The organism is Anaeromyxobacter dehalogenans 2CP-1 (genome assembly GCF_000022145.1).
GTDB classification, from domain to species: domain Bacteria; phylum Myxococcota; class Myxococcia; order Myxococcales; family Anaeromyxobacteraceae; genus Anaeromyxobacter; species Anaeromyxobacter dehalogenans.
This window is the reverse complement of sequence record NC_011891.1, coordinates 1,863,565-1,883,859: the sequence shown is the minus strand read 5'-3', so window position 1 is coordinate 1,883,859 and position 20,295 is coordinate 1,863,565. Positions and strand designations below refer to the sequence as shown.

The following is a 20,295-nucleotide window of genomic DNA, read 5'->3' as shown; positions in this document are numbered from 1 at the left end:
AACGCGCCATGGGACACCTCGTCGGCAAGGACCTGTACCGCCACCTGGGCGCGAAGGTGGACGGGCTCACCGTCCGCGCGCCCTGGAACGCGGCGCTGTTCGCGATCCTGAAGGAGCTCTACTCCGAGGCCGAGGCCGAGCTGGTGGTGAAGATGCCGTACGGCCTCGCGCCGCTGGAGCGGATCGCGCGGGTGACCGGCCTCGCCCCCGACGACGTGCGGCGCCGGCTGGACACGCTCTGCCCGCGGGGCCTCGTGATGGACGTCGAGGTGCGGGGACGCGCCTGGTACGCGCCGTCGCCGATGGCCATCGGCATCTTCGAGTACACGATGATGCGCACCGCCGGCGCGACCGAGGGCGACCACGCGCGCTGGGCGCGGCTGTTCCACGACTACCTGGAGGACGGCGCCTTCTACCGGGCCAACTTCGCCGGCGGGCAGCGCGTGTCCCTCATGCGCGCGGTCCCGCACGAGGGCGCGGTGCGGCCCGAGGAGTACGTCGAGGTGCTGGACCACGAGAAGGCGGTCGCGATGGTGGAGTCGGCCCGCCGCCTCGCCATCGGCATCTGCTCCTGCCGGCACGAGAAGTCCCACCTCGGCGAGCAGCGGTGCGCCGCGCCGCTCGACACCTGCTCCTCGTTCGACCACGGCGCCGACTACCTCATCGCCCACGGCTTCGCCCGCGAGGTGTCGCGCGCCGAGATGCTGGACAACCTGGCCCGCTCCCGCGCGCTCGGCCTGGTCCTCAACGCCGACAACGTGCGCCGCGGCGCGACGTTCATGTGCCACTGCTGCGGCTGCTGCTGCAACATGCTGCTCGGCGTCACGCGCCACGGGTATCCGAACGCGGTGGTGACGTCGAGCTACGTCGCCGCCTCGGACCGGGAACGCTGCCTGGGCTGCGGCAAGTGCTCGAAGCGCTGCCCGGTCGGCGCCATCCCGCGCGTGCCGGATCCCGACCCGAGGTTCCGCAAGCACGGCCGGCCGCAGGTGGACGAGGCGCGCTGCCTGGGGTGCGGCGTGTGCACGCTGACGTGCAACCCGGGCGCGATGAAGCTCCACCACCGGACCCAGCGCGTGCTGCACCCCGAGGACCTGTTCGAGCGGCTCATCCTGCAGTGCCTGGAGCGCGGCACGCTGCAGAACCAGCTCTTCGACGACCCCGGCAGCAAGTCCCAGGCGTTCCTGCGGGCGCTGGTGGGCGGGTTCCTGCGGCTGCCGCCGGTGAAGCAGGCGCTCATGGGCGACGCGCTCCGCTCGCGCTTCCTCGCGGCGGTGAAGGCGGCCGCGGGGAAGCGCGCGCCGAAGGAGCTCGTGGACGCCTGAGGCCGCTCGCGGTGTCGAGGCGCCGACCGGTCAGCCCCGCGCCACCGCCTGCGCCTCGCGGGCGAGCCCCTCCACCACCGAGTGGAACCCCTTGAACTGCTCCATGCGCGCGGCGGGGAAGCGGCGGCGGATCTCGTCGGCGAGGCGCGGGACGCGGGCGGTGCCGCCCGTGCAGCAGACCACGCCGACCTCCTCGGGCGCGACGCCGGCACGGCGCACCGTCTCGTCCAGGCACGCCAGGATCGCGTCCACCTCGCGCCGGCAGGCCTTCTCGAACCCGGCGCGGGTCACCGGCTCGCGCACCTCGATGCCGGGGTGCGAGACCTCCACCCGCGCGCGGGTCGCGCCCGACAGCTCGCGCTTGGCGCGCTCGATGGCCTCGAACACCTGGAAGCCGAGCGTCTCCTCGACCATGACCGTGAGCTGGTCCATGCGCCGCCGGTCCTCGTCGGAGAGCGACCAGCGGCGCACGTCGGCGAGGAAGCTCGCCACGTCGCGCCGCTGCAGGATCGAGAGGTGCGCCGGCGAGCAGAGGTGCTGCACGATCCCCTGCGGCATGCGGAGCACGTTCTTGCCGAACGGGACCCGGTACAGGACCTCCGCCCCGAAGTGCCGCGCCACGCTCTCGCGCATGATCGACGCGTCGAGCGCGTCGCCGGCCACCGCCACCCCGCCCACGGCGAGCACGTCCTCCCGGGCGAGGGCGCGCGGCCCCACGCGGAGCACGGTGAAGTCCGAGGTGCCGCCGCCGAAGTCGCCGATGAGCGCCAGCTCCTCGCGCTCCGCCGCCGCGCCGAACGCGCGCGCCGCCGCCACCGGCTCCGGCAGGAAGCTCACGTGCTCGAAGCCGGCCAGCTCCGCGGCCCGGCGCAGCCGCGCCTCCGCGAACGCGTCGTCCTCGCCGTCGAAGTGCACCGGGCGGCCCAGCAGCGCCCGCCGTACCTCGACGCCGTAGTGCGCGTCGGCGCGCTCGCGCATCCGGCGCAGCACCGCCGCGACCAGCTCCTCTGCGGTGAGCATCCGGCCGCGGATGACCGTGCCGCGGAACGAGCGCGTGCCGAGGTGGTGCTTGATCGAGCGGAGGAGCCGGGCCTCGCCCCCGTGCTCCACGAACTGCCGGATCGCCTCCACCCCCACGTGGACGCCCCCCTCGTCCGGAAAGCAGACGATGCTGCGCAGGACGGTCGGATCCGGCGCGTCCGGGTCGAGCGGCGCGGGATCGAACGTGCGATCGGCGCAGGCCGCGGCCAGCAGCGAGTTGCTGGTGCCGAAGTCGATCGCGTAGTGGGTGGGCCGCGGGGACATGGGGCGCGGGTTCTAACCCGCCCCGGGGCGCGAGGAAAGTGCGCACGCGGGCCCGTTCTCGCCGAACGGGTCGCGGGCCGCGTGCGAGACCGGGGCCGCCCCGGCGTCCGGCCGGAGCGCGCCGCGCCGGCGGGCTCACGCGCCGCGGGGCGTCGCCGGCGCCATCGCCAGCGCCACGCCGGCGAGGATGGCTGTCCCGGCCGCCAGCAGCCGCGGGGTGATCGCCTCGCCGAGCAGGGCGGCCGCGGCCAGCGGCACCATCGCCGGGACCGCGAGCTGCACCGCCGCCGCGCGCGCGGCACCGAGCGCCGGCACGACCGTGTACCAGAGCACGTAGCCGACGCCGGAGGCCACGGCCCCGGAGGCGGCGGCGAGCGCGGCCCCCCGGGCGGTCAGGTGCAGGGTCCCCGCCGAGGCAATCACGAGGCCGAGCGCCAGCGGGACCGCCAGCGCGAAGTTCGCCGCGGTGGCACCGGCGGGATCCCGGACGCCGCGCCCGCGCAAGGTGTAGGCGCCCCAGGCGACGCCGGCCGCCAGCATGAGCGCCGCGCCGCGCGCGTCCGGCGCGTGCGCGCCCGGCAGCGTGAGCCAGGCCAGGCCGGCGAGCGCCACCGCCAGGCCCGTCCACTGCCGCCGGGTCGGGCGGGCGCCGCGGAGCACGCTCCAGCCGATCATGGTGGCCTGCACCGCGAAGAACAGCAGGAACGCGCCCGGGCCCGCGTCGATCCGCCGGTAGGCGAGCGAGAACGCGGCGGCGTAGGCGAAGAGCGCCAGCGCCGACCCGGCGCTCCCGCCCCTCGGCCGCCCGCGGCGCGACGCGAGCGCGAGGGCACCGAGCGCGGCCGCGCCGGAGACGAGCCGGATCGCGGTGAACGCCGCGGCGTCGGCGAGCCCCGGGCGCAGCGCGGCACGCGCCAGGAGCGAGTTCGCCGCGAAGAAGGCGAGCGTGAGGACCGTGAGCGCGGCGAGGCGCGCGCCGCCGGGGGCGGCGGGCGCCGCGCCCGGCGCGAGGGGGACCGGGCGTGCAGGGCTGCCGTCCATCCGCGCTCCCTCCGAGTCGGTCTCGCAGTAGCGAAGCGCGGGAGGGCCGCGCAAGGCTCCGCCGGGGCCGGGCCGCCGCCCGCGACGCCCGCTACGCTGGCGGCATGACCTCGATCGACGAGCGGCGCACCGCCTTCCGCGCGCTCCACCAGCAGGGCTGCTTCGTGCTGCCCAACCCGTGGGACGCCGGCACCGCCCGCGCGCTCGAGCGCGCCGGCTTCCGGGCGCTCGCCACCACCAGCGCCGGCTTCGCGTTCTCGCGCGGCCTGCCCGACGGCGCGGTGGCCGGCGCGGACATGCTCGCGCACGTCCGCGAGCTCGTCGGCGCCACCTCGCTGCCCGTGAACGCCGACCTGGAGGACGGATACGGCGCCACCGCGGCCGAGGTCGCGGCGAACGTGCGGGCGTGCGTGGACGCCAGGGTGGCCGGGCTCTCGATCGAGGACGCCACCGGCGATCCGGCGGCGCCGCTGTACCCGGCCGACGAGGCCGCGGCGCGCCTGCGCGCGGCGCGAGGCGCCATCGACGCGGCGGGCGGCGGGGTGGTGCTCACCTGCCGGACCGAGGGGTTCGTGGTGGGGCGGCCCGACCTCGCCGAGACCATCCGGCGGCTGGTGGCGTACGCGGAGGCGGGTGCCGACTGCCTCTACGCGCCGGGCCTCACCACGCGCGAGCAGGTCGCAGCGGTGGTGAAGGCGGTGGCGCCACGACCGGTGAACGTCCTCGCCGGCGGCCCGGCGTTCACCGTCGCCGAGCTGGCCGCGCTCGGCGTCCGCCGCGTCAGCCTCGGCTCCGCGCTGGCGCGCGCGGCGTGGGGCGCGTTCCTCGAGGCCTCGCGCGAGATCGCCGAGCGCGGCACGTTCGAGCGGCTGGGCGAGGCGGCGGGGTACGCCGCGCTGAACGGGCTGTTCCGGCCGGACGGTGGGTACGGGCACGCGCCGTGACCATCAGCTCGCTTCGCGCCGCACGATCCAGTCCATAATCTCCGCTGATGGCACATCCGTTCTTGCGCGTTCCGCGGTCCCGGGTTCGCGGGCATGTTGCCGACCACCAAGGAGGCCACATGCACCACCTCACCGCATCCCAGGCCGTCAAGGGCACCTTCGCGTGGGCGGTCCTCGCCACGCTGGTCCCGCTGTTCGGCATCGTCCTCATCCCCATCCTCGCCGCCGCGGCGATCTGCCGCGGGATCGCGCTGGCCGGCGCCGCGCTGGTCGCGCTCGTGCGCACCTCGCCGACCCCCTGGTCCACGGTGGACGCGCGCGGCCCGATGGCGCGCAGCGGCAACACGGCGGCCTGATCCGGAGCGGCGGCGCGAGGAGGCTCGCGCGCCGCCGCACGCGCGTTCCGCCGCGCCTTCAGGCGCGCGTCGAGCGCCGCACGTTCGCCTCGCCGAGCTGGACCGCGGCGCCGCGCCGCAGCGTGCCCGGGATCTCCGCGATGCGATCCACCCGCGCGACCAGCTCCGCGAGCCGCTCCTCGCTCGCGTCCCCCGCGATCTCGACGTCGTAGCGGATGCCGGTGGACACCGCCGGCTCGCCGGCGAAATCGCCCCGGACCCGGACCCGCACCGACTCCAGGCGGATCCCGGCCGCGAGCGCCTCGCGGAACAGATCGTTTGAGACGCACCCCGCCACCGCGAGGTGCAGCAGCTCCCCCCCGTTGAATCCGAGCCCGCCCCCGCCTGCCGCCTCCGGCCGGTCGATCACGACCGTGTGCCCGCCCGCGCTTCCGACGGCCGTGACGCACCCCTGCAGGCTACGGGTCTCCACCTCGAACGCCATGCCGTTCCCCCTCGCGGACGCGATGCGCGCCCGGCCGCGGTCGCACCGCGCGGCCTTCTCGTAGCGTGAGCGCGTCGCTCCCGCCGCCCGCACCGGCATCCCGCACGGGCGCCGCGCCGCCCGTCAGGCCACCCGCGGCGGCGCCGTGGCGTCCGCGGCCGCGTCCCGCCACCCGGCGTTCCGGGCGTGCATCGCCGCGAGCACTCCCATCATCCGGTCCATGACCGCCTCCGGGTCGGAGCCACCGCCCGCCGCCTCGTAGACCGCGGCCGCGACCACGTGCGCGGCGTAGGCGCCCTCGCCGTAGGCCCGGCCGGCGCGGGCCGGGCCGGATCGCCCGGCGCGGCCCGACACCGCCTCGCGCAGGTCCGCCACCACCGCCTCGTCCCGGTCGCGCCAGTCCTGGATCTGCTGCAGCGCCCGCCCCTCCAGCGCCGGCAGCCGCGTGCGCGCGATCGCCTGCGCGACGAGCGCGGCGGACGCCTTCACCGCGGCGGGCGGCACCTCGGTCTTCCCCAGCCACACGCGCCCGAGATCCCGGTCGGCCTCCGCCACCAGGCGGTCGGCCCACTTGCCCGCGCCCTCGAACGACAGGAGCCGGACGGTCTCCGCAGCCAGGTACGCGCGCGCCATGTCGGCCGGGTGCGGATCCTCGGCCCGCCCCACGTTCCGGAGCGCCGGCCGTCCGTGCGCCGCCGCGTTCATCGCGCGGAAGTAGCCGACCAGCCCCACCGCCGCAGCCGGGCCCATGTTCAGGACGCCGAGGACGTCGGCCGCGGTCTCGTCGATCCGCTCGGCCCAGTAGGCGGCGACCTCCGGGACCATGCCGGCGCCGAGCAGCCGCTCGCGCACCGCCCCCGCGAGCTGGGCGCGGAGCCCGACGTCGGCCTCGAGGATGTCGTGCCCGGCGGTCTCGTGCGCGAGCGCGGGCCAGGCGAGCAGGCCGCCCGAGGCGTTGGCGGCCGGCAGGCTCACCACCGCCGCCTTCACGCCCACCGCCCGGGTGGCGGTCGCGGGCCAGGTGTACGGCCCCGTCTCCGCGCTTCCCCACCGGACCAGCGGCGGGACCACGCCGTGATCCGGCGGCTTCACGCCGCGGCGGTCCTCGGCGGAGAGGAAGCCCTCGTACAGATCGGTCACGACCTCCTGGAACGCGGCGGTGGCGCGGGCCTGGTGGCCCTCCCCGCGCTGCAACACCGCCTGGGCCACGTCGAGCAGCAGGCGCGCGCCGGCCTGGCGATCCGGGTCCTCGCGGAGGACGCGCGCGAAGCCCCCAGGGCCGAGCTGGTCCAGGGTCCGGAGGAGCGGCTCGGCCACGGCGCGCCGGTACGCTGCCGGGAGGGCCGGCGACGCCTTCGCGAGCCGCGCGCGCAGCGCCGCGAAGGTGGCCGGATCGGGCGGGCCGCCGGCGCCGGACAGGGCGGCGGCGCGCGCGTCCTCGATGGCCGCGGGCAGGCCGGCGAGCGCGACCGGATCGGGCGCCGCCGCCGCGGCCGCGTGGACGGGCGCGGTGGCGGCAGCGCCCGCGGCGCCGCGGGTGCGCGGACGCCCGGAGGCGCCGGGTCCCGGCGCTGCGTCCTCCGGCGCGAGACGGGAGATCGGGAGCTGCGAGGCGGACGCGGTTCCGACGAGCATGTGCACCCTCCGTGGTGGGGACGGGCGCAGATGCCACGGGCGTGCCGCGCCGGTACGCGCGGAATCTCGCGCGTGGCACGGGCGGGGACGGACGCAGCGCGGACGGAGCGGCGGCTACGCGGCCGGCCCAGCGCGTCGTTCGGGCCTCCTGTCGGCGCGGCGGCGGCGCCAGGTGGCGGGCGGCTCCCCCACGCACTTCTTGAACGCCCGGTTGAACGCCGCCTCCGAGGCGTAGCCCACCTGGCCCGCGATCGACGCCACGCCCTCGCGCGTGGTGGCGAGCAGCCCGGCCGCGACCTGCATGCGCCAGCGCGCGAGGTACTGCATGGGCGGCTCGCCGATGAGCGTCGCGAACCGCTCCGCCAGGGACGAGCGGGCCAGGCCGGCGGCGCGGGCGAGCCGCTCCAGCGACCACGGATCCGCCGGGCGCGCGTGGAGCGCCGCGAGCGCGCGGCCCACGTGCGGATCCGAGAGGCCCGCCAGCCAGCCGCCGCGGCCCGCCGGGAGGGCCTCGAGGTGCCGACGCACCATCTCGAGGAACATCAGCTCCGCGAGCCGGCTCAGCACGCCCTCGCCTCCCGGTCCCGGCGCGCTCGCCTCGGCCTCCGCCACCTCGAGGAACCGCGACAGCCACCCGCGGCGCGGTCCCTCCCGATCGCTGGCGCGGAGCAGGCGCGGCAGCGAGGCGAGCAGCGGGTTGAACGGGCGCGCGTCGCATCCGAAGAAGCCGCACAGCACCTCGGTGTCGGGGGGCCCGGCGCCGACCCGCACCAGGAACGGCCGCGGCGCGTCCCGCGCCAGCGCGTACGGCGCGAGGTCCGGCGCGGCGCCGCGGAGGCCGGCCGCGCTCGACAGGACGTGCGCGTCGCCGTGCGGGAAGCAGACGACGTCCCCCGCCTCGAGCACGACCGGCGGCTCTCCCACGATGCCTGCGAGGCAGCGCCCGCGCGCCACCGCGTGGAACTCGATGACGTGGTCGGCGCCGGGCATCACCTGCGCCGCGATGGCGCGGGAGGGCGGCGCCTCGGCGGCCCAGGGCGGAGCGCCCGCGACGCGGAAGAACACCGAGCCGGTCAGGCGAACCGAGGTCAGCACGTCGGCCAGCGGATCCGCGCCCATTCGCCCTCCCCCGTGACGCTCCGTGGGCCCGTGGGCCCCGCTCAGGTCGCGGACGGACGGGCAACGAACGCGGCGGGGCGAGCAGGTCCGGACCGGCCCGGGTTTCCTAGATCCCGCCCGGCGTCCACGCCACCTGACCTGCAGGCAAGGAGACCGCAGATGAACGGCATCGCTTCCCGCTCCCCCACCCCCATGACCCCGCCCGCCGCGCCGCCCCCGGGCCTCGACCTCGACGCCGTGAAGGCACGGCAGCAGTCCACCTGGAGCTCGGGGGACTACGCGGTGATCGGCACCACGCTGCAGATCGTCGGCGAGACGCTCTGCGAGGCGGCCGCGGTCTCGGCCGGCGAGCGCGTCCTCGACGTGGCCTGCGGCAACGGCAACGCCGCGCTCGCGGCGGCCCGCCGCTTCGCGCGCGTGACCGGGGTCGACTACGTCCCCGCGCTGCTCGAGCGGGCGAGCGCCCGCGCGGCGGCCGACGGCCTCGCGGTGGAGCTCCGCGGCGGCGACGCCGAGGCGCTGCCGTTCGACGACGGCGCGTTCGACGTGGTGCTCTCGACGTTCGGCGTGATGTTCACGCCCGACCAGGCGCGCGCCGCGGGCGAGCTGCTCCGGGTGTGCCGCCCGGGCGGCCGCATCGCGCTCGCCTCGTGGACGCCGGACGGCTTCATCGGCAAGGTGTTCCAGGCGGTGGGCCGCCACGTGCCGCCGCCCGCCGGCCTCCGACCGCCGGCCGCCTGGGGCACCGAGGCGCGCCTCCACGAGCTGTTCGTCCCCGGCGCCCGCGAGATCCGCGCGCAGCGCCGCGAGTTCGTGTTCCGCTACCGCTCGGCGGCGCACTGGGTGGAGGTGTTCCGCACCTGGTACGGCCCCATCCACCGCGCGTTCGCGGCGCTCGCCGCCGAAGCGCGGCCGGCGCTCGAGCGCGACCTGCTCGCGCTGCTCGAGGAGGCCGACACCGCCACCGACGGCACGCTCGCGGTGCCGGCCACGTACCTCGAGGCGGTGATCACCCGGGCGTAGCGCGCGCGGGCCGCCGGTGTCCGCGATCCCCACGACGCCGGCCGCCTGACGCCACGCGAGCGCGGAGCCGCGCCGGCGCCTCGGGGTGGCTCCCGACCCCGCGCGCCGACCCGCGCCCGCGCGCGGGGCCCAGGCCTCGGCGCCGTCCGGGCCCGCGGCACATCGGGTGCAGTCGCCTTCCCCGACACCGACACTCAACGGAGGGTGAATGATTCCATCACGCTCGCAGGCGAGGCGCGCCGCCGCCGCGCGGTCGATCGCCGCGCTCGACCGCGCCGCCGGTCCCGTGCTCCTGCTCCTCGCCGCGCTCGCGCCCCCGGCGGCCGCGCAGTGGGACGCGCCCTCGCGCTTCGAGGAGCTCCACGCAGCGTTCGCCGACGCACCGGTCGACGCGTGCCTCTCCTGCCACGAGGAGGCGCTGATGCCGCAGGGCAACCACCCGGTCGGCATGACCTACCAGCCGGGCCCGAGGTCCTCGCTGCGGCCCCGCGCAGAGGTCGAGCGCCGGGGCGTGGCGCTGCCGGAGGGCAAGGTGCACTGCTGGAGCTGCCACGCGCTGGGCTCGCGCTGGCGGTACCACCTGCTCATCCCCGACGACGCGACGGCGGGACCGCGCGTCGTCCCCGGTGACCCGGCGACGTACGGGAGCCACGCGCGCGCGGCGCCGGACGACGACGACGGCGCCGACGTGAGCCCGATGCCGCTCTGCCGGGCCTGCCACACCCACGGCGACTGAGGGCCGGCCACGCCCGCCTGCCCGCTCACGACGAGTGAACCCGGCCCGGCCGCGTCGCGCGGCGCGCCCCGCGCCCGCCCCGCCTGCGGTACTCTCCCCTCCGCGGAGGCTCCGCGGGGAGGTGGTGGCGGTGAGGATCGCGATCTACGGCGCCGGCGCGGTGGGCGGGCTCGTGGCCGCCCGCCTGGCGTGCGCCGGGCACGAGGTGAGCGCGGTGGCGCGCGGCGCGACGCTCGACGCGCTGCGGTCGCGCGGGCTGCGGCTCGTCTCGGCCGGCGGGGAGGCGCGCGTCCGGCTCCCGGCGTCGGACGATCCCGCCGAGCTCGGGCCGCAGGAGCTGGTGGTCGTGGCGGTGAAGGCGCCCGCGCTCGTCCACGTGGCCCGGGACATCGGCCCGCTGCTCGGGCCGGACACGGTCGTGCTCACCGCCATGAACGGCGTGCCCTGGTGGTTCTTCGACCGGTTCGGCGGCCGCTGGGCCGGCACCCGGCTCGACTCGGTGGACCCCGGCGGCGCCATCGCGGCGGGCATCCCGTCGCGGCACGTGGTCGGCTGCGTGGTCCACCTCGCCTGCGCGGTGCCGGAGCCGGGGTTCGTGTGCCACACGGCCGGCAACCGCCTCATCGTGGGCGAGCCCGGCGGCGAGGCGTCGCAGCGCCTCGCGCGCCTCGCCGCGACGCTCCGCGGCGCCGGGTTCGACGTGGACGTCTCGCGGCGGATCCAGGCGGACGTCTGGTACAAGCTCTGGGGCAACATGACCATGAACCCGGTCTCGGCGATCACCGGCGCCACCTGCGACCGGATCCTCGACGATCCGCAGGTGTACCGCTTCTGCCTGGACGTCATGGGCGAGGCGGCGCGCATCGGCGCGGCCATCGGGTGCCCCATCTCCGAGAGCGGCGAGGACCGCATGGCGGTCACGCGCAAGCTGGGCGCGTTCAAGACGTCGATGCTGCAGGACGTGGAGGCGGGCCGGGCGGTGGAGCTGGACGCGCTCGTGTCGGCGGTGCGGGAGATCGGCGCGCGGGTCGGCGAGCCGACGCCGCGCATCGACACGCTGCTCGGGCTGGCCCGGCTGCACGCGCGCGTGCGCGGCCTCTACCCGGCCTGACCGGCGGCGCCGCCGGCGGCCGCCACGCCCTCCAGCACCTGGTCGATGGTCACGACGTCCACCAGGCCGCGCACCTGGTAGAGCGCCGGGATGACCTGCTCCGGCGCGTGGCGCCGGAGCAGCTCGGCGACCTTCTCGGTGCCGGCCCGGTAGCACGGCAGGTACATGCGGCCGTTCAGCGGGTGGCGCGCCCAGGCGCCGGAGATCTTGGCGGCGCGCTCCTCGGAGAGCAGGTACTCGCGCCGCAGCGCCGTGGCGACCTCGTCCTGCGGCCGGCCCTCGGCCCAGGTGAGCCAGGACGCCTGGTTCTTCGCGTCGTCCTGCAGGAGCACCAGGAGCTTCCCGATCTGCAGGTCGGGGTCGGGCAGCTGCTCCACCTCGGTGACGCCGAGCGCCATCATCATGGCGTTGTTGGCGAGGCCCTCCGAGAGCGCCGCGCCGCGCGTGTTCATGGTGAGGACGGTGCCCTCGAACCCGAGCCGCCCCTGCACGTGGAGCGCCTGGGCGAGCGCGAAGTTCGTGACGTGCCCGGGGACCACCTCGTGCGCCACCAGGTCGAGGAACTCCGGGACCGAGATCTGGAGGGCCGCGTTGATCTCGTAGGTCGCCTCGTACCGCGGCGAGCCGTCGGGCCCGCGGGCCCGCCCGACGTAGTTCATCGACCCGGAGAACCAGGCGTTCTCGATGGGCAGGAACTCGATGTTCGCGCGCGGGATCCCGTGGAGCGAGGCCGGCAGGTGCGGCACCACGTGCCGGCGCGTGCCCTCGTCGAGCTGGGCGATGCAGGCGTCCGCGAGCAGCTTGATGGCCTTGCGCGGGACGAGCCGCTCGCCGCGCCACGCGTCCACCGCCGCGAGCAGCGGCTCCGCCTCGGCGCGCACCCCGAGCAGCTCGGCCAGGCGCTCGCGCTTCGCCTCCGGTCGCGACGGCTCCGGCGCCCGGCCGGTCGAGGCGACCACGCAGCGCTCGTACGGAACCTTCGGCCCGCGCCCGAGCAGCTCCTCGGCGAGCGCCCACATGACGCGCAGCGACTCACCCTGCGCCGCCAGGTAGGCACCGCGGATCCCGCCGACCCCGCGTCCGAGCGCGGCGAGCGCGTCGATGGCGCCCGGGACGTCCACGGCGGCGAGGTACGCGTCGATGGCGGCGAGGTCCGGAGCGGGCGCCGCCACCCCGCCCATCGCGCGGAGCCGCGCCGCCGCGGGCAGCGCGTACGCCGGCGGCAGCGGCTCGTCCGAGAACCACGAGTCGGCGATGTACCGGCCGGTCCCGGAGGCGCTCATCACGTCGCCTCCCCAGAGCGTGTCGATCCCGAGGATCGCGTTCGCGGTCGTGCTCGCCAGCCTGGCTTCGTCGGACATGTGCGGCCTCCGGGCCGCGGACCATAGCACCGCCCCGGCGCGGCGGCGCGTCCCCGGCGGGCGCGGGCGCGCCGCGCCGGGGGCACGCCCCTCAGCGCGCGGGCTCGGCGGCCTTCGCCCGCACCGCCTGCTCGTGCGCGCGCACGTCCGGCCGGTACTCGGAGGCGTCGAACATGACGAAGCTGCCGAACAGCACCGCGAACAGCACCGCGCCCACCAGGATCACCAGGTGGAACCGGTGCTCGTACTTGAGGTGCATGAAGAACAGCGCCACCAGCGAGGCCTTCACGGTGGCGATGGCGAGGGCCACCGGCACGTTCGCGGCCCCGAGGTGGACGCGGGCGACGGCCACCGTCAGCACGGTGAGGACGCCCAGCGCCGCGGCGGTGCCGAGCAGCACCGAGGGCGGGAGCACGTGCGGCCCGGCGTGCGCGCCGTCCCCGTGCGCGCGGTCGGAGGACGCGTTCTCGACGACGTTCATGGAGCCGGCCTCAGATCAGGTAGAGCAGCGGGAAGAGGAAGATCCACACCAGGTCCACGAGGTGCCAGTAGAGCGCCACCGCGTCCACCGGCCCGTAGTAGCCGGGGCCGAAGTGGCCCCGCCGCGCGCGCACGATCAGCCACACGTACAGCCCGATGCCGATGACCACGTGGATCCCGTGCAGGCCGGTCATCAGGTAGTAGAGGCTGAAGAAGGTGCCGAGGTGCTCGGGGACGGGCAGCGCGCGGACGGCGGCGGGCAGGCTCGCGAGCAGCTCCGGCGACGGGTTGCACGCCGTCCCCCACCCCACCCCGTTGTGCAGCTTGTGGCTGTACTCGAAGTACTTCACGACCATGAACGTGGCGGCGAGCACCACCGTCAGCACCAGCGACCGGATCAGCGTGCGCTGGTTCCCGAGCTGCGCCGCCCGCACCGACCAGGCCGCGGCGAGGCTGCTGCTGATGAGCACGAGGGTGTTCGTCGCGCCCATGCGCCAGTCGAGGAACTGGCTGGCGTACCGGAACAGCTCCGGGTGGTGGGCGCGGTAGACGCCGTACGAGACGAACAGCGCCGAGAAGAACAGCACCTCGTTCGCGAGGAACAGCCAGATCCCGAGCTTGCCGGTGGCGAGCTGGGCGGGCATGTCCTCGAACTGCACGGCCAGGAACCGGCCGCGCTCCGGGCGGGCGGCGGCGGGCTGGGCGGTCGCGTCCATCTAGCGTCCCTCCTCGCGCACCCAGCCCGCGTCCTCGGAGACCTCGTGCAGCCCCGAGTAGTCGTACGGGCCGCGGGCGCGCGGCGTTGCGTCGAAGTTGTGGTGGGTGGGCGGCGAGGCGACGGTCCACTCCAGCGACGCCGCGCCCCACGGGTTGGGCGGCGCGCGGCGGCCGCGCCGCAGCGAGTGGAGCAGCCCGGCGAGCGCCAGCGCCAGGCCGAGGGCGAGCACGAACGCGCCCACGGTGGAGAGCCGGTTGTGCGCGGTGAACTGCGGCGCGTACGTGGCATACCGGCGCGGCATGCCCAGCACGCCGGCCAGGAACTGCGGCACGAACGTGAGGTTGAAGCCGAGGAACACCAGCCACGCAGACGTCACGCCCACGCCCTCGTGGTACATGCGGCCGGTCATCTTCGGCCACCAGTAGTGCAGGCCGGCCAGGAACGCGATCATCACCGCGCCGACCATCACGAAGTGGAAGTGCGCCACCACGAAGTAGGTGTCGTGCAGCGGGATGTCGGTGGCGAGCAGGCCGAGGAACAGGCCGGTGAGCCCGCCCACGCCGAAGATGGCGAAGAACGTGAGCACGTACACCATGGGCGTCTTCAGGACGATGGCGCCCTTGTACATGGTGGCGATCCAGTTGAACGTCTTGATGGCCGACGGGATCGACACCAGCATGGTGAGGAAGCTGAAGGCCAGGCTCGCCCAGCGCGACTGGCCCGAGACGAACATGTGGTGCCCCCACACCAGGAAGCCGATGATCGCGATGGCCATCGAGCTCACCGCGATGAAGCGGTAGCCGAAGATGGGCTTGCGGCTGAAGACCGAGACCACCTCCGACACCACGCCCATGGCCGGCAGGATCATGATGTAGACGGCGGGGTGCGAGTAGAACCAGAAGAAGTGCTGGAACAGGATGGGATCGCCGCCGTACTCCGGCATGAACAGCCCGAGGTGGAAGATCCGCTCCAGGAAGCCCATCGCCGCGGTGATGCCCAGCACCGGCGTGGAGATGATCTGGATGACGCCGGTGGCGTAGAGCGCCCACAGGAACAGCGGCATGTCGAACCAGCCCATCCCCGGCGGCCGCATGCGGTGGATGGTGGCGATGAAGTTCACGCCGGTGAGGATCGAGCTGAAGCCGGTGAGCACCACCGCCGACAGCGCCAGCAGGATCCCGAGGCCGCGCGCGCTCTCCAGGCTGTAGGGCGGGTACAGCGTCCAGCCGGTGTCCACCCCGCCCACCACCAGCACCACCACGAAGAAGATCGCGCCCGCCACGAACAGCCAGAAGCTGAGCAGGTTGACGCGCGGGAAGGCCATGTCCTTCGCGCCGAGCTGGAGCGGCAGCACGAAGTTGCCGAGCGCCGCGGGGATGCCGGGGATGATGAACAGGAAGATCATCACCGCGCCGTGCAGCGTGAACAGCTTGTTGTAGGCGTCGTTCGAGACCAGCGCGCCCTGCGGATTCCAGAGGTGCATCCGGAGCGCCAGCGCGAACACGCCGCCCAGCAGCAGGCAGGCGGAGATCGCGACCAGGTACATGATCCCGATGCGCTTGTGGTCCAGGGTGAAGAGCCAGGAGCGGACGCCGCGCCCGTGCTCGAGGTAGCTCCCGGTCTCGTGCGCCGGCGCGCGCACGGCCACTGCCGCGGTGCTGCTCATCGCTTCGTCTCCTCGCCCTTCGCCGGCGCGCCGCCCTCGACGGCGAGCGTCTCGAGGTACGCGGCGACGGCCTTCAGCTCGCGCTCCTCCAGCGGCATGGGCGGCATGATGTTCGGGTATCCGGCGACCACCTTCGCGCCCGGCTTCACCAGCGACTCGCGCAGGTACTCCTCGTCCACCAGCGCGGTGGTGCCGTCCGCCAGCTTCTCGTGGCGCTTCCACAGCCCGCGGACCGACGGGCCGACGCCCCGCGCCCCGTCCACGCTGTGGCAGGCGGCGCAGCCCTTCTCCGCGAACACCTGCTTGCCGAGGTCGGCGAGCGTGGCGTCGGCCGGGAGGCCCTCCCTGGCCCAGGCGTCGAACGAGGCCTGGTCGGCGTGGACCACCACGGTGGACAGCATGCGGGAGTGGTCGGTGCCGCAGTACTCGGCGCAGAGGATGGGGTAGCTGCCCGGCACGGTGGGCGTGAAGGCGAGCCGGGTGAAACGCCCGGGGACCGCGTCCTGCTTCAGGCGGAACTCCGGGACGTACAGCGAGTGGATCACGTCGGTGGCGGAGAGGACCAGCTCCACCGGCCGCCCGGCCACCACGTGCAGCTCGTTCGCGCCCTTGCCACCCGGGTGGTCGAACCACCACGACCACTTGCGCCCGGTCACCTGCACGCGCACCGGATCCGCCCCGGGGTCCGCCGAGGTCATCTGGATCCAGGTGCGGGTGGACATGACGAACAGCGCCATGACGAGCGCCAGCGGGATGATGGTCCACACCAGCTCGAGCCGCGTGCTGTGCGCCGGCGAGGGCTCCGGGTGCAGCCGCGCCGGGCGGCGGCGGTACCGCAGCACGAAGACGATGGTGAGGAGGATGATGAGCGCGAGGAAGAAGGCGCTCACCCAGAAGAGGAACAGGAAGACCTGGTCCACCCCGTCCGCCACGCTGGACGCGCGCGCGGGGAGGTAGCCGGGGCCTGCCCCGGCGAGGAGGTGGAGGGTGCGGATGGGCAGCTCGGTCACGGTGCGTTCCTGATTCGGCGCCGACGATCGCGCGCGACGTGGACGCCGACGAAGGAGACGAGGAAGAGCCCGACCACCCCGCCCGCCGCGCGCATCACCTTGAGCGCCAGCGGGAGCGGATCGTCGGGGGAGAACCCGATGCAGGAGAGGAGGAACCCGCCGAGCGCCTTCTGCTCGGCGGCGGTGGCCACCCGCCCGTCGGCGGCGCGGCGCACGGCGGTGCGCAGCGCGTCCGGCTCGTAGCTCACGCCGTGCAGGTAGCCGGAGACCCGGCCGTCGCCGGTGAGCACCACCAGCGTGGCCTGGTGCGCGAACTCGCCGGTCTTGGGATCGTAGCGGTAGCGGAAGCCCACCGCCTCGGCGAGCGCGTCGATGGCCGGCTTCGCGCCGGTGGCGAAGTGCCAGGCGCGGGTGACGCCCTCCCCGCCGCCGGCCTGCTGCACGAAGGTCTCCTCGTACTTGCGGATCTGCGGCAGGGTCTCGGCGGGGTCGATGCTCAGGGTGAAGACCGAGAAGTCCTCGCCCTTCCAGCCCGCGTCGCGGAGCGCCCGGGCGAGGCCGGCGAGCTGCAGGCTGCAGAGCTTCGCGCAGCTCGTGTAGTTGAACGAGAGCAGCACCGGGCGGCCGGCCAGCGCCCGGAGCGTCACCGGGCGCCCGTCCTCGCCGGTGAAGGCGAGGTCGCGGGGCACCTCGGCGCCGAGCCGCTCCACCACGCCGATGGCGGCGAGCTCGCGGCGGAGCTGCTCGGGCGTCTGCGCGCGGGCGGCGCCGGCCTCGAGGACGAGGGCGGCCGCCGCGAGCGCGAGGGTTCGCGGGAGGGAGGTCACGGGAGGAGGGGACGAGGGTGGCGCTACTTCTTGGCCTTGGCGGACTTGGCGCCGCGCAGGTCGAGCACGTAGTAGGTGAGCGCCCAGCGCTCCTCGGCCGGCAGGTGGCCGAAGGCGGTCATGGTGGTGCCGGGGATGCCCTGCTCGAGCGTCGCGAACACCTGGTCGGCGGTGGTGCCGTTCCGGTAGGCGCCGGTCACCAGGTTGCGCGGCTTGGGATCCAGCGCGGCCGCGGCGGCGCCGTCGCCCAGGCCCTTGTCGCCGTGGCAGGCGGCGCAGTTCGTCGCGTAGGACGCCTTCCCCTTGGCGACGAGCTCGGGGGTCTTCTTCGGGGCCGGGCCGGCGGCGCGGGCGCCGGCGGCGGAGAGGATGGCGGCGGCGGCGAGGGACATCGCGATCGACTTCTTCATGTGGGGTTCCTCCGGTTGCGGGGTTGAACGGGAGCGTCGCGCTCTCCGCGCGGCCGGCTCACTGCCGGCCCGCCTCGAGCATCTCGCGCTCCATGGTGAGGTAGGTCCCGTAGGCGTTGATGCGGTTCGCCGGCTCGAACGCGGGGAGCTTCGCGTACGCGCTCCAGTCGGCGGCGGCGTACGCCTCCTCGAACGGGACGAGGTCCTGGACCGCCGCCCCCATCACCGCGCGGAGGTGGCGGAGGTAGTCGCGGGTCAGGGCGAGGTGGGTGGCCGGGTCCCGCGACGCGGGGCCGTGGCCCGCGACGAGCAGCTTCGGGCGGCGCTCCAGGAGCCGGTCGATCGCCGCCAGCCAGCGGCGGCTGTCGGCCTCGCCGACGAACGGGATGCGGCCGGCGAAGATGACGTCGCCGGAGAAGACCACGCCGTCGTCCGGCAGGACCACCATCAGGTCCTCGGGCGAGTGCGCCGGTCCGAGCCGGACCACCTCGAAGCGCGCGCCCCCCAGCTCGAAGGCGGCGTCCCCGTCGAGCCAGCGGTCCGCGGGGAGCAGCGGGTTTCCGGCGTCGAACCACGGCGCCAGCTCCTTCCGGCGCTGCTCGAGCCGCTTCGCCGCCTCCTCGCCCTCGAGGTACGCCCTGCCCTCCGCGCTCGCCCAGACCTCGGCCCCCGCCGCCTTCAGCGCGCCGAGGCCGTAGACGTGGTCGGCGTGGTAGTGCGTCAGGATCACCCGCCGGATCGGCTGGCGGGTCACCTTGCGGATGGCGCGCACCAGCGCGCGGCCCAGCGCCGGCGTGCCGAGGGCGTCGATCACCACCACGCCGTCGCCGGTCACGACGAACGCCGCGTTGGAGTTGAAGCCGCGGTTCGCCGCCGAGGCGACGCCCGGGTCGCCTTGCACCAGCCAGACCCGCGGCGCGAGCCGGACCGGCTCGAGGACGGGATCGGCCGCGCGGGCCGGCGCGGGGGCGGCCGCGGCGAGCGCCGCGAGCAGCGTGGCGAGCGCGGGCGCCATCAGGTGGACATCCCCGGATCCCGGCCCACGCCGACCAGGCGCGGCAGGTTCGGCGTGCGCGGCGTGATCGTCTTCTGGGCGCGCAGCCAGCGGCCCACCACGTCCCAGACCGGCTCGCCGCCGGCGTCGCGCGCCGCCTCGCTCACCGAGGCCCAGGTGGCGACGCGGTACGTCTTCGACGCCTCCAGCGGCTTCCCGCGCAGGCGCAGGTCCTGGATGCGCTCCCCGCTCCGCGCGCCGGGGTGGCACGCGTACTCGAGCCCGCCGACCCGGACCATGTCGCCGCCCTGCTGGTAGTAGGGGTCCGGGTTGAAGATGTTGTCGCAGACGTCCTCGAGCACCGCCCTCACCGTCGCGCCGGTCATGTCGTTGACGCCGACGTTCGGGTAGCTGATGGCGGTGGCCGCGAGCAGGTCCTCCTGCGTGATGGTGTCGCCGGGCAGGAGCGAGGCGCCCCAGCGGAAGCCGGGCGAGAACGCGATCTCGGCGTCCTTCTCGGCCATGAGCGCGTCCAGGATGAGCTGATCGTACGTTCCGTTGAAGTTGCCGCGCCGGTAGAGCACGCCCTCGGTGACCGCCAGCGGGGCGGCGAGCTTCTCGCGGAACGGCGCGCGGACGCGCTCGATGTGCGCGGCCATCTCCGGGTCGGCCGGGAGCAGGTTCGAGAACACCGGGAGCAGCCGGTAGCGGTGGCTCGCCACCTTCCCACCGCGGACGTCCAGATCGAGCACGCCCAGGAACTTGCCGTTCGAGCCCGCGTTCGTGACCAGCGTCTGGCCGGAGCGGTTCTTCACCGCGACCGGGCGCGGGACGCCGTCGTGCGTGTGGCCGCCCAGGATCGCGTCGATGCCGCTCACGCGGGACGCGAGCTTCAGGTCCACGTCCATGCCGTCGTGCGAGAGCAGCACCACCACGCGCGCGCCCTTCGCCCGCGCCTCGTCCACGGTGCGCTGGAGGTTCTCCTCGTCGATCCCGAACGTCCAGTCGGGCACGAGGTACCGCGGGTTCGCGATGGGGGTGTACGGGAACGCCTGCCCGATCACGGCCACCGGTACGCCGTTCACCTCGCGCATCACCCAGGGCTCGAACACCGGGTCGCCGAAGTCGGCGGTGTGCACGTTCTGGGCGACGAACGAGATCTTGCCGGCGAGGTCCTTCTCGACCGCGCGCTTCACCCGGTCGGCGCCGAGCGTGAACTCCCAGTGGCCGGTCATCACGTCCACGCCGAGCAGCTTGGCCGCGTCGATCATGTCCTGGCCGTCGGTCCACAGCGCCGTGGCCGAGCCCTGCCAGGTGTCGCCGCCGTCGAGCAGCAGCGCGCCGGGGCGGCTGGCCCGGAGGCGCTTCACCAGCGTGGCGAGGTGCGCGAAGCCGCCGACCTTGCCGTACCGCCGCGCCGCCGCCTCGAAGTCGAGGAACGTGAGCGCGTGCGCCTCGCGCGTCCCGGGCCGGATCCCGAAGTGCGAGAGGAGCGCCTTCCCGACCAGGTGCGGCGGGCGGCCCCGGGCCGGCCCGGCGCCCAGGTTCACCGCCGGCTCCCGGTAGTGGAGCGGCATGAGCTGCGCGTGCACGTCGGTGAAGTGCAGCAGGCTCACGTTGCCGTGGCGCGGCAGGTCGTACAGCCCCGCGCCCTCCGGACCCGCCGCGCGCGCGCGAAGGGTCATCCCGCCGGCGGCGGCCGCCGCCAGCATCCGCATGAACTCCCTGCGATCCATGGGCTCGCTCGCTC

General features: G+C 75.2%; 20 protein-coding genes. 6 read left to right on the top strand and 14 right to left on the bottom strand.

Annotated elements, in window-relative coordinates; translation table 11 throughout:
- The first annotated feature begins 8 nt into the window (after positions 1–8).
- Positions 9–1,325: an ATP-binding protein gene (locus tag A2CP1_RS08490; protein ID WP_012632961.1), complete on the top strand. Its 1,317-nt coding sequence runs from the start codon at positions 9–11 to the stop codon at positions 1,323–1,325.
- Positions 1,326–1,355: 30 nt separating this feature from the next.
- Here A2CP1_RS08490 and A2CP1_RS08485 read toward each other — a convergent pair whose 3' ends face one another.
- Positions 1,356–2,630, bottom strand: coding sequence for an Hsp70 family protein (locus A2CP1_RS08485; protein ID WP_012632960.1), 1,275 nt, complete (start codon positions 2,628–2,630; stop codon positions 1,356–1,358).
- A 135-nt stretch (positions 2,631–2,765) separates the two neighbouring features.
- Positions 2,766–3,671 (bottom strand): DMT family transporter, encoded by a 906-nt coding sequence (locus A2CP1_RS08480; protein WP_012632959.1) that lies wholly within the window; start codon positions 3,669–3,671, stop codon positions 2,766–2,768.
- A 104-nt stretch (positions 3,672–3,775) separates the two neighbouring features.
- Here A2CP1_RS08480 and A2CP1_RS08475 point away from each other — a divergent pair, with 104 nt between their 5' ends.
- On the top strand, positions 3,776–4,615 hold the full coding sequence (locus tag A2CP1_RS08475) for an isocitrate lyase/PEP mutase family protein (RefSeq protein ID WP_012632958.1): 840 nt from the start codon (positions 3,776–3,778) through the stop codon (positions 4,613–4,615).
- Positions 4,616–4,734: 119 nt separating this feature from the next.
- Complete coding sequence (locus tag A2CP1_RS08470) at positions 4,735–4,971, top strand: hypothetical protein (protein WP_012632957.1); 237 nt, start codon at positions 4,735–4,737, stop codon at positions 4,969–4,971.
- 58 nt (positions 4,972–5,029) lie between these two features.
- Here A2CP1_RS08470 and A2CP1_RS08465 read toward each other — a convergent pair whose 3' ends face one another.
- From A2CP1_RS08465 to A2CP1_RS08455, 3 genes are all read right to left on the bottom strand, one after another.
- The gene (locus tag A2CP1_RS08465; protein ID WP_012632956.1) at positions 5,030–5,455 is read right to left on the bottom strand and encodes an OsmC family protein; all 426 of its coding nucleotides are present in this window, start codon (positions 5,453–5,455) and stop codon (positions 5,030–5,032) included.
- A gap of 123 nt (positions 5,456–5,578) precedes the next feature.
- Positions 5,579–7,090: a hypothetical protein gene (locus A2CP1_RS08460; RefSeq protein WP_012632955.1), complete on the bottom strand. Its 1,512-nt coding sequence runs from the start codon at positions 7,088–7,090 to the stop codon at positions 5,579–5,581.
- 114 nt (positions 7,091–7,204) lie between these two features.
- Positions 7,205–8,209, bottom strand: coding sequence for an AraC family transcriptional regulator (locus tag A2CP1_RS08455; RefSeq protein ID WP_012632954.1), 1,005 nt, complete (start codon positions 8,207–8,209; stop codon positions 7,205–7,207).
- Positions 8,210–8,368: 159 nt separating this feature from the next.
- On the opposite strand from A2CP1_RS08455, the gene A2CP1_RS08450 reads away from it, so the two are divergent.
- The 3 genes from A2CP1_RS08450 (at position 8,369) to A2CP1_RS08440 (ending at position 11,079) form a co-directional block, all read left to right on the top strand.
- On the top strand, positions 8,369–9,232 hold the full coding sequence (locus A2CP1_RS08450; RefSeq protein WP_012632953.1) for a class I SAM-dependent methyltransferase: 864 nt from the start codon (positions 8,369–8,371) through the stop codon (positions 9,230–9,232).
- A gap of 208 nt (positions 9,233–9,440) precedes the next feature.
- Positions 9,441–9,968, top strand: coding sequence for a hypothetical protein (locus A2CP1_RS08445; RefSeq protein ID WP_012632952.1), 528 nt, complete (start codon positions 9,441–9,443; stop codon positions 9,966–9,968).
- Between the two features lie 130 nt (positions 9,969–10,098).
- Complete coding sequence (locus A2CP1_RS08440; protein WP_012632951.1) at positions 10,099–11,079, top strand: 2-dehydropantoate 2-reductase; 981 nt, start codon at positions 10,099–10,101, stop codon at positions 11,077–11,079.
- On the opposite strand, the gene A2CP1_RS08435 is transcribed toward A2CP1_RS08440, so the two are convergent.
- The 9 genes from A2CP1_RS08435 to soxB form a co-directional block, all read right to left on the bottom strand.
- Positions 11,067–12,440, bottom strand: a complete 1,374-nt coding sequence (locus tag A2CP1_RS08435) for a hypothetical protein (RefSeq protein ID WP_012632950.1) — start codon at positions 12,438–12,440, stop codon at positions 11,067–11,069. The genes A2CP1_RS08440 and A2CP1_RS08435 overlap by 13 nt on opposite strands.
- Before the next feature lie 91 nt (positions 12,441–12,531).
- Positions 12,532–12,921: a cytochrome C oxidase subunit IV family protein gene (locus A2CP1_RS08430; RefSeq protein WP_012632949.1), complete on the bottom strand. Its 390-nt coding sequence runs from the start codon at positions 12,919–12,921 to the stop codon at positions 12,532–12,534.
- A gap of 10 nt (positions 12,922–12,931) precedes the next feature.
- A complete protein-coding gene (locus A2CP1_RS08425; RefSeq protein WP_012632948.1) occupies positions 12,932–13,636 on the bottom strand; it encodes a cytochrome c oxidase subunit 3 family protein in 705 nt (234 codons plus the stop codon).
- Positions 13,637–15,304: a cytochrome c oxidase subunit I gene (ctaD, locus tag A2CP1_RS08420; RefSeq protein WP_012632947.1), complete on the bottom strand. Its 1,668-nt coding sequence runs from the start codon at positions 15,302–15,304 to the stop codon at positions 13,637–13,639. It abuts the gene before it with no gap.
- Positions 15,301–16,314, bottom strand: a complete 1,014-nt coding sequence (coxB, locus tag A2CP1_RS08415; RefSeq protein WP_012632946.1) for a cytochrome c oxidase subunit II — start codon at positions 16,312–16,314, stop codon at positions 15,301–15,303. The genes ctaD and coxB overlap by 4 nt, the downstream gene beginning before the upstream one ends.
- On the bottom strand, positions 16,311–17,141 hold the full coding sequence (locus A2CP1_RS08410) for an SCO family protein (RefSeq protein WP_012632945.1): 831 nt from the start codon (positions 17,139–17,141) through the stop codon (positions 16,311–16,313). Before A2CP1_RS08410 ends, coxB begins: the two co-directional genes overlap by 4 nt.
- Positions 17,142–17,164: 23 nt before the next feature.
- Entirely contained in the window at positions 17,165–17,551 is a 387-nt protein-coding gene (locus A2CP1_RS08405; protein WP_012632944.1) for a c-type cytochrome, read from the bottom strand.
- 58 nt (positions 17,552–17,609) lie between these two features.
- Positions 17,610–18,566 (bottom strand): MBL fold metallo-hydrolase, encoded by a 957-nt coding sequence (locus A2CP1_RS08400; RefSeq protein WP_012632943.1) that lies wholly within the window; start codon positions 18,564–18,566, stop codon positions 17,610–17,612.
- The gene (gene soxB, locus A2CP1_RS08395; RefSeq protein ID WP_012632942.1) at positions 18,566–20,281 is read right to left on the bottom strand and encodes a thiosulfohydrolase SoxB; all 1,716 of its coding nucleotides are present in this window, start codon (positions 20,279–20,281) and stop codon (positions 18,566–18,568) included. Before soxB ends, A2CP1_RS08400 begins: the two co-directional genes overlap by 1 nt.
- Positions 20,282–20,295: the final 14 nt, after the last annotated feature.

Coding starts and splice junctions, on each gene's coding strand:
- A2CP1_RS08460 (WP_012632955.1), bottom strand. CDS start 7,090: ATGCTCGTCGGAACCGCGTCCGCCTCGCAGCTCCCGATCTCCCGTCTC.
- A2CP1_RS08485 (WP_012632960.1), bottom strand. CDS start 2,630: ATGTCCCCGCGGCCCACCCACTACGCGATCGACTTCGGCACCAGCAAC.
- A2CP1_RS08490 (WP_012632961.1), top strand. CDS start 9: ATGGGACACCTCGTCGGCAAGGACCTGTACCGCCACCTGGGCGCGAAG.
- A2CP1_RS08405 (WP_012632944.1), bottom strand. CDS start 17,551: ATGAAGAAGTCGATCGCGATGTCCCTCGCCGCCGCCGCCATCCTCTCC.
- ctaD (WP_012632947.1), bottom strand. CDS start 15,304: ATGAGCAGCACCGCGGCAGTGGCCGTGCGCGCGCCGGCGCACGAGACC.
- A2CP1_RS08465 (WP_012632956.1), bottom strand. CDS start 5,455: ATGGCGTTCGAGGTGGAGACCCGTAGCCTGCAGGGGTGCGTCACGGCC.
- A2CP1_RS08470 (WP_012632957.1), top strand. CDS start 4,735: ATGCACCACCTCACCGCATCCCAGGCCGTCAAGGGCACCTTCGCGTGG.
- A2CP1_RS08425 (WP_012632948.1), bottom strand. CDS start 13,636: ATGGACGCGACCGCCCAGCCCGCCGCCGCCCGCCCGGAGCGCGGCCGG.
- A2CP1_RS08475 (WP_012632958.1), top strand. CDS start 3,776: ATGACCTCGATCGACGAGCGGCGCACCGCCTTCCGCGCGCTCCACCAG.
- A2CP1_RS08435 (WP_012632950.1), bottom strand. CDS start 12,440: ATGTCCGACGAAGCCAGGCTGGCGAGCACGACCGCGAACGCGATCCTC.
- A2CP1_RS08430 (WP_012632949.1), bottom strand. CDS start 12,921: ATGAACGTCGTCGAGAACGCGTCCTCCGACCGCGCGCACGGGGACGGC.
- A2CP1_RS08480 (WP_012632959.1), bottom strand. CDS start 3,671: ATGGACGGCAGCCCTGCACGCCCGGTCCCCCTCGCGCCGGGCGCGGCG.
- A2CP1_RS08400 (WP_012632943.1), bottom strand. CDS start 18,566: ATGGCGCCCGCGCTCGCCACGCTGCTCGCGGCGCTCGCCGCGGCCGCC.
- A2CP1_RS08450 (WP_012632953.1), top strand. CDS start 8,369: ATGAACGGCATCGCTTCCCGCTCCCCCACCCCCATGACCCCGCCCGCC.
- A2CP1_RS08445 (WP_012632952.1), top strand. CDS start 9,441: ATGATTCCATCACGCTCGCAGGCGAGGCGCGCCGCCGCCGCGCGGTCG.
- A2CP1_RS08455 (WP_012632954.1), bottom strand. CDS start 8,209: ATGGGCGCGGATCCGCTGGCCGACGTGCTGACCTCGGTTCGCCTGACC.
- soxB (WP_012632942.1), bottom strand. CDS start 20,281: ATGGATCGCAGGGAGTTCATGCGGATGCTGGCGGCGGCCGCCGCCGGC.